This window comes from Shewanella sp. ECSMB14101 (assembly GCF_000773485.1).
Lineage (GTDB): Bacteria > Pseudomonadota > Gammaproteobacteria > Enterobacterales > Shewanellaceae > Shewanella > Shewanella marisflavi.
Genome location: NZ_JSFF01000009.1, coordinates 25412 through 37928 on the forward strand (window position 1 = coordinate 25412; position 12517 = coordinate 37928).

General features: G+C 53.2%; 7 protein-coding genes. 3 read left to right on the plus strand and 4 right to left on the minus strand.

What is annotated here, in order from left to right:
* Nucleotides 1-110: 110 nt before the first annotated feature.
* Both NY07_RS08950 and NY07_RS08955 read right to left on the minus strand, forming a co-directional pair.
* Nucleotides 111-3803 carry a response regulator gene (locus NY07_RS08950; protein ID WP_033539014.1) on the minus strand — a complete coding sequence of 1231 codons (3693 nt, stop codon included), beginning with the start codon at nucleotides 3801-3803 and terminating at the stop codon, nucleotides 111-113.
* Nucleotides 3804-4047: 244 nt separating this feature from the next.
* Nucleotides 4048-5442 (minus strand): PhoH family protein, encoded by a 1395-nt coding sequence (locus tag NY07_RS08955; RefSeq protein ID WP_033539015.1) that lies wholly within the window; start codon nucleotides 5440-5442, stop codon nucleotides 4048-4050.
* 353 nt (nucleotides 5443-5795) lie between these two features.
* On the opposite strand from NY07_RS08955, the gene rapA reads away from it, so the two are divergent.
* Both rapA and NY07_RS08965 read left to right on the plus strand, forming a co-directional pair.
* A complete protein-coding gene (gene rapA, locus NY07_RS08960) occupies nucleotides 5796-8702 on the plus strand; it encodes an RNA polymerase-associated protein RapA (RefSeq protein WP_033539016.1) in 2907 nt (968 codons plus the stop codon).
* A gap of 150 nt (nucleotides 8703-8852) precedes the next feature.
* Entirely contained in the window at nucleotides 8853-9701 is an 849-nt protein-coding gene (locus NY07_RS08965; protein ID WP_033539017.1) for a DUF3530 family protein, read from the plus strand.
* A 10-nt stretch (nucleotides 9702-9711) separates the two neighbouring features.
* Here the strand turns inward: NY07_RS08965 and NY07_RS08970 are convergent, their stop codons facing one another.
* Both NY07_RS08970 and NY07_RS08975 read right to left on the minus strand, forming a co-directional pair.
* Nucleotides 9712-10209 carry a YqhA family protein gene (locus tag NY07_RS08970; protein WP_033539018.1) on the minus strand — a complete coding sequence of 166 codons (498 nt, stop codon included), beginning with the start codon at nucleotides 10207-10209 and terminating at the stop codon, nucleotides 9712-9714.
* Between the two features lie 122 nt (nucleotides 10210-10331).
* Nucleotides 10332-11141 carry a crotonase/enoyl-CoA hydratase family protein gene (locus NY07_RS08975; RefSeq protein WP_033539019.1) on the minus strand — a complete coding sequence of 270 codons (810 nt, stop codon included), beginning with the start codon at nucleotides 11139-11141 and terminating at the stop codon, nucleotides 10332-10334.
* 379 nt (nucleotides 11142-11520) lie between these two features.
* On the opposite strand from NY07_RS08975, the gene NY07_RS08980 reads away from it, so the two are divergent.
* Nucleotides 11521-12516: a response regulator gene (locus tag NY07_RS08980; protein WP_033539020.1), complete on the plus strand. Its 996-nt coding sequence runs from the start codon at nucleotides 11521-11523 to the stop codon at nucleotides 12514-12516.
* The last annotated feature ends 1 nt before the right edge of the window (nucleotide 12517 follow it).

Here is a 12517-nt window from a genome sequence, read left to right on the forward strand (position 1 = left end):
TCAAGTGCAAATAATTCAGGCACACATTTGCCCTGCCTAGGTTTTGCCTGCGTCAAAACCACCAGCCACAAAAAAGGGGCCTAAGCCCCTTCTCTTCTGTCGCCCTGTCGCTAGTGACGCACTATCCAGTGAGCCAAGGTATCGAACAATTCGTTGAGCACGATAGGCTTAGTGATATGGGCATTCATGCCCGCCGCCAGACTCTTTTCACGATCGCCCGACATGGCATGGGCCGTCATGGCGATCACCGGCAGCTCCTCCTTGGAGTAACGCTTACGCAGCTCTTTGGTTGCCGTCAGACCGTCCATCACAGGCATCTGGATATCCATCAGCACCGCGTCGTACTGCTTGGCATCCACCATATCCAGCGCAATCTGACCATTTTCAGCCACATCCACCTCATAACCCGCGCTCTTAAGCAGCTCGGTGGCCACCTGCTGGTTAATAAAGTTATCTTCCACCAACAATATCTGCCCCGAGCCCGTGGCATTACCCTCTGCGGGCAGCTCCACCGCCGGATTGATCTTCGGCTTGTCGATAAAGGCGGCGATGATCTCGTCAAACAGTGCCGAAGCCTTAAATGGCTTTTGCAGCATGGCGTAGATATCGAGATCGTCCAAGTCTTCCTTGAGCGGCTCGGAGGCGTAGGCGGTCATCATGATGATCACCGGGCGCTTCTCAAGGCGACCGTCGGCCACCATGGCATCGAGCGCTCGAATCACCTCTATGCCATCCATCTCAGGCATCATCCAGTCCAGCAGCAGGAGATCCACCGGCCTGTGTTCCAGTTTATACAGGGCCTCGGCGCCATTGGAGGCGGTATCCACGTCGAAGTGGAAGTCTCGCATGGCGGTCGAGTAGATCTGTAGCGCCGTCGGGTTATCGTCCACCACTAGGGTCTTCAGATTACCTATCACCTCGGGCACGATAAGCGGTTTCACTTCGGCCTCTTCGGCGATCTCGAAGCTGATGGTGAAGCTGAAGGTACTGCCGACTCCCAGCTCACTCTGCACCTGCATGGTGCCGCCCATCATGGACACCAGATGTTTACTGATAGAGAGCCCTAGTCCTGTGCCGCCATATTTACGGGTGGTCGAGCCATCGGCCTGGGCGAAGGCATCGAACAGGCTTTCCTGCTGCTCCTTGCTGATCCCTATGCCGGTATCACGCACCCAGAACTTGAGGGTAATGCGATGATCGCGCTCGCCCACATCTTCACAGCCCAGCTCTATTTCACCGCTCTGGGTAAACTTCACCGCATTGCTGAGCATGTTGATCAACACCTGCCCGAGACGCAGTGGATCCCCTTCGAGGATCAAGCCAGCAGTGACTGGGGCGTAAAGCAGTAATTCGACGCCCTTCTCCTGAGCCTTGAGGGCGTTGAGATCCAGCGCGTGATCCAGCACCTTATCCAGTGGGAAGGCGACTCGCTCAAGCTCCAGCTTACCGGCCTCAATCTTAGAGAAATCGAGAATATCGTTGATGATCCGCAGCAATGATTGCGCCGAGAAACCGGCCTTATCCAGATAATCCGCCTGCTGCGGCGTCAACTGAGTGCGGCTGGCCAGCTGCAACATACCGATAATGGCGTTCATCGGCGTGCGGATTTCGTGGCTCATATTGGCCAGGAACTCACTCTTATAGAGGTTGGCCGACTCGGCGTCCTGCTTAGCCTCCAGCAGCGCCACCTCGTTGCTCTTATGACGGGTAATATCCTTGTGAGTCCCCACCATACGCTTAGGTTGATTGTCAGCAGTAAACTCCACCACACGGCCACGGCTGAGAACCCAGTGATACATGCCGCTCTTACCGCGCATACGGAACTCAATATCATAAGCACCGATAGGATCGGCCAAATACTGCTCACGATACTCCTCGACGCGAATGCGATCATCGGGATGCACCAGATCGTCTATAGTCGACACCAGGGCCGGGAACTCATTGCTCTTATAGCCAAGCATGGTGTAGTAGGCAGGGTTACAGATGATCTGCTCGGAATCCAGATACCAGTCCCACAGACCATCTTCTACCGCGTCCATCGCCAGATGGTAACGCTCCTCCGACAGCCTGAGCTGCTCGGCGGATTCATATTCACGGGTGACATCACGCCACACGGCGATAAGGCCCAGCAGCTCACCGCGACGGTTGTAGAAAGGCAGCTTAAGGGTATCGAGTAATACTGGCTTACCGGCTAACTCGACCTTCTCCTGATACCTGAGTGGCGTGCGTTCGGACAAGACACGCTCATCTTCGGCGCGAATACGCATCGACTGCTCGTTGCTGGTCATCGCCAGTGTATCCTGACCTATCATCTCGCTCTCAGTAAAGCCCAGCATGCGCTCGGCCGACTTGTTACAGCCAAGACATTTACCCTCTTTATCCTTGAAGACAATCGCCTCAGGGATAGAGTCGAGCAGGGAGCGCAGCAAAGCGTATTCCCGCTCTCGTCGCTCTGTGGTCTCTCTCAGTCGTTCGGTGCGCCGCGCCACCAGATTATCCAGGCGGCGGTTCTGCTCGGCCAAGTGCCGTGTATACTGCTGGTTTTCTTCAAATATTCGACTCACCAGCTGGAACCAGGGTTCCCAGCCTTGGGTGATCTTGGCGGGTGGCTTGCGCGGCTCCTGAGAACACCCCTCGAGATGCGACAAGAGGCGAGAAGCTGGGTTAACGAAAGAGCGACGGGTCTGCCAGTGCACTATGGTCACCAAGACCGACAGGGCGATCACCACCAGCAGGAAGGTCAGCTCAAGCTTCTCCCAGGAATCTTTGAACAGCTCATTTTCATCTTGCAGATAGAGCAGACGCCAAGGGGCATTTTGCAGGGCCACAGAGTGAATATAGTAGCCGTTGCGCATGATCCCTTCGTGGGCATCGAACAGCTCAGACTCGGGCACAGAGTGAAGCGCCGAGGGGATCTTTTGGCTGATATGGAACACCCGATTGATGTCTGCGGCGTTGATATCGCTATGAGAAAGAATATTGTTTTGCTGATCCAGCAAGATAACTGTGCCCGGCATCTTGAAGTAGAGACGGATCTGCTTATCCAGGGAGGAGAGCGTCATATCCAGGTTAATAGAGCCGATAAACTCATCTTCCAGATAGATGGGCACACCAACTGTCGTCAACAATCCCTTACCGTTGGGCTCTACGTAGGCCGGACTCCAGGCCACACTGCGCTGAGGGTTCATGGCTGGGGTGACCAGCTGGAACTGCTGCTTCTTCAGCAGTTCATCGCGAAAGCGCTGCTCATCTGAGGGCCAGGGATAGTAAGACATCATCCTGTGCTTGGAGATGTAATAGATAGAGGAGGCCTTGGGGGCCGCTTGTCTGGCGACCGGGAAGGAGAGCGAGAGCTCGAACAGCATCTCCAACTCCTGATAGAACTTGTCGCTGCGACCATTGAGCGACCCCGCCCCAGTAATGCGTCCCATGTTGGTAAAGGGTTTACCGCTCTGGGCATAGCTGGGTTCTAAGGTAAAAAACTGACCGCTTTCATTAAATTTTTCATATTGAGGCAGGCGGTCGGTACGCACTAACTCACCCAGACGCAGGTGATCCACCGCCACATTGCGCAGGCTCTTTACCGCGCGAATACTGGACTCCAACAACAAGTCGATCTGCAATACATGACGCTCAACCAGCTCTTCGCGCTGATCCATCATCTGCGTCTTCTGACGCTCGAAGAAGATCCAGGCCGTCAGCAACGCCATGATGATCACGCCGATATAGGTATAAAAAACCGCGCGATTATAGTTTTTTTGAATCGGAGACTTAAGCTGTAAGTCCGGCTCTGTCGACTTCATTGATTACCTTTGAAAACAAGAGTCTGCCCCAGGACTTTACCTGAGCGGCGCATCATATTCTGCATATAGTATCAGGAAGCCAGCCCAATGGAATACAAAGGGCGACCGCTTTTGCCAGAATGATCTCAGTCCGCCAAAGAGTTAGCTGCAAACACCCCAAAGTATTTCAGCCTTAATCCGCTTGGAACGACTGCCTATATTTAGACAAAAGACTCCAAATAAGGAGTCTTTTAGTCTTCACCCACTAGAGGTTTTCCTCGGCAAATTCTGCCAAACGAGAACGCACCACGCCATTGAGGTAGACGTTGGCACTGCCATCGAAGTTTTTAAAACGCTCGACGATATAGGTGAGTCCTGAAGTCACCGCCGTCAAATAGTTAGAGTCGATCTGCGCCAGGTTACCGCTACAGATAAGCTTAGTCCCCTCGCCCATACGGGTGATCATGGTTTTGATCTGAGATGCCGTCAGGTTTTGACACTCATCCAGTAATACCACGGAATTTTGTATCGAGCGGCCACGCATGAAGTTAATCGATTTAAACTGAATGTTGGCCTTATCCATGATGTAGTTCATGCTGCCGCTTGGGTTAACATCATGTTTATGCAGTACCTCTAAGGTATCGGTAATGGCCGCGAGCCAAGGCGCCATCTTCTCCTCTTCGGTACCGGGCAGGAAGCCGATAGACTCGGCGATCTCAGGTGTATTACGGGTGACGATAACCTTTTCATAGAGACCGCGCTCTACTACCATCTCCAGTGCCGCCGCCATGGCCAGTAGCGTCTTACCACAACCTGCGGGACCCGTGAGGATCACCAGATCGATATCCGGATCCAGCAGTGCCTGCAACGCCATCCCCTGATAGATATTCTTAGGTTTAATTCCCCAGGCATCTAAGTTAAGCAGGCGATCTCGGCCGAGATCTAAAATCTCCAGCTCCTGGTCGTTATTGCTCAGCACTCTGCCGCAGAAGTTAGAGTCTTCGTCGATCAGATATTGGTTGGTATAGAAGTTCTCTTCACCCACCTCTTTAACAGGCACTCGGTGCACCGTATGACGGCCTTGTCCCTCGGTATTAACATGTTCTTTCCGCGCCCAGAAATCTCCCTCAAATTGATGGAAGCCCTTGGTAAGAAAACGGATATCATCGATCAGTTGGTCGGTACGATAGTCTTCGACCAGATTAATGCCGGCGCCTTTTGCCTTGAGGCGCATGTTGATGTCTTTAGTGACCAGCACCACGTGGCGCGGGGCAAACTGCTTTTGCAGATGCAGGGCGGTGTTAATGATGCGGTTATCGTTGTTGTCGCCAGGCAGGGATGCCTGTGTAAATTCGAGTTGATGGTCGGGGAAAATTGAGAGGGAACCTATGACGTCACCGTGTCCTTCACGTTTGGGCAGGGGCACCCCGCTAATAATCTCTTCGGGGGTGGTCTTTCCGCCGAGTATGTCTTCCAATGCTCGAATGGCGACTCGGGCATCTCGGCTAACATCTCGTTTTCTGTCTTTGATCTGATCCAACTCTTCAAGGACAGTCATGGGGACAACTACATCATGTTCCTTAAACGAATAAATGGCTAAGGGTTCATGCAGTAACACATTGGTATCCAGTACAAACAACTTCTTGTCGTTTTGTTCCATGGCGCCTCCACTTGTGCGTAGGGGATAATATTTTTAGTCGGGCAAACTCAGTGGGTCATTAGCCTCCTTTTCTATCAGTCTGGTGATGCGCAACAAAGCACATAGGGGTTAAATCCATACTGACACCAAAATCTCACGGCTTCAACGATAAAATTGCCCGACCCAATTCGAGACTGGTGGCCTAAAATGACAATAAGATGACAAGGCGGGCGCAGTGGTTCTGATTGGGTAATTTGTAATCTAATTAGAATTTTTAACGAGGCAATTACGGGGCAGATATGTTCGACATCATAGTCTCGATTGGATAACATACGCGCCCTTTCGTGATTCACCCTGTAGATGAGAATTTGTAAATGCCCTTTTCCTTAGGTCAACGTTGGATTAGTGATACCGAATCGGAACTCGGTTTAGGTACTGTCGTCGGATTAGAAGGCCGTATGGTTACCCTGATGTTTCCCGCCACCGATGATACCCGCATGTTCGCCCGCGACGATGCCCCGCTAACCCGAGTGATCTATAACCCTGGCGATACCGTTGAAAGCCACGAAGGCTGGAGCCTGACAGTCGAGCAGGTGGAAGAGAAAGACCAGCTGGTGATCTACCATGGTATTCACAGTGAAACTGGTGAACAGGTCAGCCTGAGAGAGACTCTGCTCAACCACAATATTCGTTTCAACAAGCCCCAGGACAGACTGTTTGCCGGCCAGATCGATCGTCTCGACCGGTTTGGTGTGCGCTACCAGAGCCAGCTGCTACGCCACAAGCTAGCCACCTCAGATCTACTGGGACTTCAAGGGCCGCGTGTTGGCCTTATCCCCCATCAGCAGTGGATCGCCCATGAAGTGGGCCAGCGTTTTGCGCCGCGCGTGCTTTTAGCCGACGAGGTGGGCCTAGGTAAGACCATCGAAGCGGGCCTCATCATACATCAGCAGCTGTTAACCGGCCGCGCCGAACGTATCTTGATCATAGTGCCAGACACATTGCGCCATCAGTGGTTAGTCGAAATGCTGCGCCGCTTTAACCTGCGCTTCTCGGTCTTCGACGAAGACAGATGCGTCGAGGCCTACGCCGACCATGACAACCCCTTCTACACAGAGCAGCTGGTGATCTGTTCACTCGAGCTACTGCGTAAGAAGAAGCGCCTGGATCAAGCCCTGGATGCCGACTGGGATCTTATGGTCGTCGACGAGGCGCACCACCTGGAGTGGACCGAAGAGGCACCGAGCCGCGCCTACCGCGTAGTCGAGGCCCTGAGTGAAGTGGTTCCCGGCGTACTGCTGCTGACCGCGACCCCAGATCAGCTGGGCCATCAGAGTCACTTCGCCCGTCTGCGCCTGCTGGATCCAGATCGTTTCTACGACTATCAGGCCTTCCTCAAAGAGGAGGAGAGCTATAAAGAGGTGGCCAGCGCCGCCGATGCACTCGCCAGCGGTAAGCGTCTGCCCGACGAAGCCGTTGCCAGCCTGACCGAACTGCTCAACGAGAAAGATATCACTCCGGCGCTGCGTCTGATTGAAGATGAGAGTGTCGATGACGAACTGCGCGAACAGGCACGTAGCGAGCTGTTACAGGAACTGTTAGACAGACACGGTACCGGCCGCGTGCTTTATCGCAACAGCCGCGCCTCGGTGAAGGGCTTCCCGACCCGACACTTCCATGCTCACCCACAGACCATGCCGACCCAATATGAGACGGCTGCCAGAGTCTCGGCCATGATGGGCGCAGACTCAGATCTCACCGCCAAGGTGAAACAGGCCCTGAGCCCAGAGAAGCTTTACCAGGCGTTCGAGAGCGACAGCGCCAGTTGGTGGAAGTTTGATCCTAGGGTCGATTGGTTAATTGACTTCCTTAAGAATCACCGCAGCAAGAAGGTGCTGATCATCGCCAGCCAGGCAGAAACCGCCCTGAGCCTGGAAGAAGCACTGCGTACCCGCGAAGGGATTCAAGCCACCGTATTCCACGAAGGCATGTCGATCATTGAACGCGACAAGGCAGGCGCCTACTTTGCTCAGGAAACTGGCGGCGCCCAGGCACTGATCTGTAGCGAGATCGGCTCAGAAGGCCGTAACTTCCAGTTTGCCAGCCATCTGGTGCTGTTCGATCTACCGCTTAACCCTGATCTGCTGGAGCAGCGCATCGGCCGTCTTGACCGTATCGGTCAGGCCAACGATGTCGAGATCCATCTGCCCTACCTGGCCAATACGGCGCAGGAAAACCTGATGAACTGGTATCACAAGGGGCTCAATGCCTTCGAGCAGACCTGCCCAACCGGCCACATACTGTTCAACGAGTTTTCCGAAGAGCTGTTGACCCAACTGGTCTACCGTGACGATGACCAGTTTACCCAGTTGCTTAACCACACTCAGACCCGTTACAAGGCGCTAAAAAAAGCGATGGAACAGGGCCGAGACAAGCTGCTGGAGATCAACTCTCACGGCGGCGACAAGGCGCTTAAGTTAGTGGAGAGCCTGGCGGCGCGGGATCAAGACACTGGGCTTATCGGCTCGGTGATCCGTCTGTGGGATATTATCGGCGTAGAGCAGGAAGATAGCGGTGAAAACGCAATAGTACTGCACCCGAGCGAGCATATGATGTTCCCTACCTATCCGGGTCTGCCCGAAGATGGCATTACCGTCACCTTCGATCGTGAGATGGCGCTGTCTCGGGACGATATTGCGCTGATCACTCAGGAACATCCTCTGGTACAGACGGGGCTGGATCTGATCACCTCTTCGGAAACCGGCACCACCAGCGTGGCGGTGCTCAAGAACAAGGCGCTACCTGCGGGCACCATCTTCCTGGAGCTGATCTATATGGCCGACGCCTCGGCGCCCAAGGCCAGCCAGCTTTACCGTTACATGCCACCGACTCCGGTGCGCGTGTTACTGGATAAGAATGGCAACAACCTGTCGGAGAATGTCAGCTATGAAAACTTCGACAAGCAGCTGAGCGCGGTCAATCGTCATATCGCCAGCAAGTTGGTGAATGCCTCACAAACCCTGCTGCACCCCTTATTTGCCAAAGGTGAAGAGTTTGCCCAGGCGGCGCTGCAACAACTGACCGACGAAGCCAGAAGTAAGATGACCCAGCAGCTCACTGGCGAGCTGGAACGTCTTGAGGCGCTAAAAGCGGTTAACCCCAACATTCGTGACGAGGAGCTTGAGCACCTGAGAAATCAGATGAGTGAGCTCAACAACTACCTGGATGGTTGTCTGCTACAACTGGACGCCGTGCGTCTGGTGCTGGTCAGCCACGCCTAACTGGGCCTCTAAGCCTCTCCTGATGGCACTGACCTTTCTGGTCGGTGCCCTCTTCTTTCTTCCTCATTTTATCGCCAACGGCAAGCACTTAGGCTTATACTGAGGCCATAGCCAACCCTATTTAACCCTAGCCATATTGCCTAATCGCCGATGAACCTACGCACCATACTCTTAAGCCTACTCCCCCTGTTCGTCCTTGCCCAAAGCAATGCCGCGTCCGATTATGATTATCTGCCACCCAAGGAGGTGACTAAGATTAAGCTGGGCGAGCAGGAGCAAGCGGTACTGATTCGTCCTTGGCTGGGCCGCCATCAACATGGCGCGGCAATATTGCTGGGTGACTTGGGGGAAGATGCCGATCCAGATGGGCTAGTGGCCTTTCTCAGGCGTCAACTCGCCCCCAAGGGCTGGGCGACCTTAAGCATTGAGGCGCCAGAGAATGCGGTGCAGCCTAACCATATTACCGATGCTGGTGAGATCCCCAAACCGGGTGAGCAGCAGCTCAGCGAGAAGGGCAATCAAAGCCTGCCTAAATACAGCCAGCAAGCCTGGGCAGCACTCAGAGAGAAGCAGAAACAACAGTTGAGTCAGACCCTGAACCAACTCGACAGCTTAGGTCAGGCCTATCCGGGGAAGCGAATCTTGATCGCTAATGGGCAGAGTGCAGGACTGGTTATCGAAATGCTGGCAGGCGCGGCGCTGCCTAGCCCAGATCTACTAGTAGTGATCAACCCCTACCTTGAGCTAGAGGCGGAAAATCGGGAATTACCCACAACCTTGGCCAAACTTGAGCTGCCTGTGTTGGACATTCAATCGCCCGATGCCTTTCCCGCCTCATTGACGACCCAGCAAGTGCGCAAAGCCCTCTCACCTTTGGGACAGCCTTTGCGCTATGAACAGCAACTGCTGGCGCTGAATCTCGATCAGCCCACCGCCTGGCAGGAGGTATTGACCTTAGTTCAGGGATTCGCCCAGCGTATCCAGCGAGCAAATCCCTAAAGGCTTAAAATTATTTCTTATCTTTACTCAGCATCAAGGCCAGCGCGATCAACACCACGATGACGCCCATATAGAGCAGTTCGAGCATTGAGGTGGGCTTCATCTCGCTAAAGTAAGAGAACACCTTAATGATCAACATCATAAGGATCACTTTACCCAGCTTACTCTTAAGCGAATCTATACTGCTAATCACTAAGATCTTGCCACCAGCGACACTATCTTCTGCCGCCTGCAGGTTACTGATAAACAGTTCATACAGACCGAAGGCAAAAATCAGCAACACAGAGCCCAGCAGGAAGGTATCTAAAATCTCCACCACCACCATCACGAGATCGTTGCGCACATCGTAGCTACCCGTCAGCACATATTCCCATAGCAGATCAATCATATGGACCGCATCCTTGATCCCCATGATAAACACCACAAAGGCCGCCAACACGCAGGCAAACACCCCTATCATCACAGAGAGGCGGCTACTCCAGAGAAATCGTTCAAACCCTTGTCGCATTATGCTTGTATCCTTTATCAAAATTTGGCAGCGGGATACTAGCGGCCCTCAGCAACTTCGTCTTGCCCGGCACAGCGTTGTGTGAAGCAGATCACAGTGAAATTAACTTATACATCACAGCCTTAACGCCACCAAGCTTGGCGAATGCGGTATGGACGGTCGGGATCTTTGGTCTGACGTAAGGCCGCGATAACCCGGTTCTTACCCAGCAATAGACGTACCTGACTCAAGGATTCCCGTGCCAACAGGCTACGCTCACCGGCGCGCCAGCTCTTATTGATGCTCAACTTAATCGCCGCAATGGCATCGGGAGAGGTCGTAGACAGTTGCAGGGCCAATGCCTTAGCGGCCTCTCGCGGCGACTCGCTCACCTGAGTCACCAGGCCAAAGGCCTTGGCCTGCTCGGCATCGATCACCTCGGCGCTCATGGTAAGTTGCATGGCGATATCCTTACCCACCAGCTCCCTAAGCCCCACCAATCCGGCCATATCGGGCACCAGACCCCATTTCGCTTCCATGATAGAGAGGCGGCAATCGGGCGCAGCGATACGCATATCTGCGCCTAAGGCTATCTGGGTTCCCCCGCCGTAACAGATCCCTTCGAGCACACAGATCACAGGTACAGGCAGTCGGCGCCAGCCAATAGAAACCCGCTGAGCCAGGTTGGCATTGCCCGGTAGCCATTTGAACAGGAGTTTAATGGCCTGCATAGGCGATTTCATTACACTGCCTACATCGAGCCCTGAGCAGAAATTACCGCCACTGCCAGTTAAGATCACCGCCCGCACATCACGGCGTTTCGCGATAATTTTCTGCACCTTAACGATAGACTCAAACAAAGCATAATTAAGTGCGTTGTATTTTTCTGGCCGTGACAGCTCTACCCAGGCGATGCCCTGTTCTATGGTCAGTGTGACATGGGGATGTTGCATTCCTTTACTCCTCAAAACCTGCTACTGGTCAGTCCAGAAGGAATGTAACACATTTGGCAAATATCCCTAAAAGTTATAACATGGCAACAATTTTTGACGATTGTCAAAAAAATGTCACCCCGCAGTTTACGTCAGTTAATCAAGCTGATAGATAATGACATTAGGACAGAAGGTGTCATTTCTGTTGCCACGGAAAGATTCAAATGGTCACAGCTCGGGTAGATCCTTCGGCTAAATATATCGGCAGAGCCTCCCAGTAAGCCCAATATTTACCTCAGACAAACCAATAAATACTGCCTCTGGATGAAGCTTTTAAATACCAAGTAAGCGATTTGGTGTTATCTTCAAGAGTAAAGGCAGATGAGGATGTTATAACTAGATGTCGATTCCCGTACTCATATGCGATGACTCAGCTCTCGCCCGCAAGCAGATGGCCAGAACCCTGCCAAAAGAGTGGGATGTCGAGATCACCTTCGCCAACAACGGTGCCGAAGGGATTGAGGCGATCAGGGCCGGCAAAGGCGAAGTCGTCTTTCTGGATCTCAACATGCCTGTCATGGATGGTTATGAGGTACTGGAAACCATTAAAAAAGAAGATCTCCCCGCCTTAGTGATCGTGGTGTCAGGCGACATACAGATCAAGGCCCATGAAAAGGTAAAAGCCCTAGGCGCGCTGGATTTTATCCAGAAGCCGGTCAGTGCCGACGCCATCAGCAACATACTGCAAGAATATGGCATTCTCACCATAGCCCTGGGCGATCTGGACAGCGACACCCCCATGATAGAAGTGGATCTGCGTGATGCCTGTCAGGAGGTGGCGAACGTCGCTATGGGCCGTGCCGCCGATCTACTGGCCAAGCTGCTGGATGTCTTTGTGCTCTTGCCTATCCCCAATGTCAATGTGCTGGAAGTCAGCGAGCTGACCATGACCCTCAAGGCCACTGAGCAGTACGGTACTGTCTCCGCCCTATGCCAAGGGTTTATTGGCGCTGGCGTCGCGGGGGAAGCACTGCTGCTGTTTCACGACTCCTCCTTCCAGGATATGGCCAAACTGATGGGACTGGCGAACCCGGAAGACACCAATACCGAAATCGAAGTAATGATAGACACAGGCAATGTGTTGATCGGCGCTTTTCTTAGCGGCATCTCAGAACAATTACACATGAAGTTTAGCCAGAGCCATCCTGTGGTGCTGGGCCGTCACTGCACGGTAAACGATCTTATTCACGACAATTCGGAAAAATGGGCACGGACCCTGGCGATGGAGATCAACTACCGTATCGAAGGCCATGATATTCAATGCGACCTTCTGCTGCTGTTTACCGAAGAGTCACTGCCAACGCTTAACTATAAGCTTGGCTATCTGCTGGATTAAG

Bases quoted from the DNA above. Each gene is read 5' to 3' on its own strand.
- NY07_RS08950 (WP_033539014.1), bottom strand. From the start codon at position 3,803: ATGAAGTCGACAGAGCCGGACTTACAGCTTAAGTCTCCGATTCAAAAA.
- NY07_RS08955 (WP_033539015.1), bottom strand. From the start codon at position 5,442: ATGGAACAAAACGACAAGAAGTTGTTTGTACTGGATACCAATGTGTTA.
- rapA (WP_033539016.1), top strand. From the start codon at position 5,796: ATGCCCTTTTCCTTAGGTCAACGTTGGATTAGTGATACCGAATCGGAA.
- NY07_RS08965 (WP_033539017.1), top strand. From the start codon at position 8,853: ATGAACCTACGCACCATACTCTTAAGCCTACTCCCCCTGTTCGTCCTT.
- NY07_RS08970 (WP_033539018.1), bottom strand. From the start codon at position 10,209: ATGCGACAAGGGTTTGAACGATTTCTCTGGAGTAGCCGCCTCTCTGTG.
- NY07_RS08975 (WP_033539019.1), bottom strand. From the start codon at position 11,141: ATGCAACATCCCCATGTCACACTGACCATAGAACAGGGCATCGCCTGG.
- NY07_RS08980 (WP_033539020.1), top strand. From the start codon at position 11,521: ATGTCGATTCCCGTACTCATATGCGATGACTCAGCTCTCGCCCGCAAG.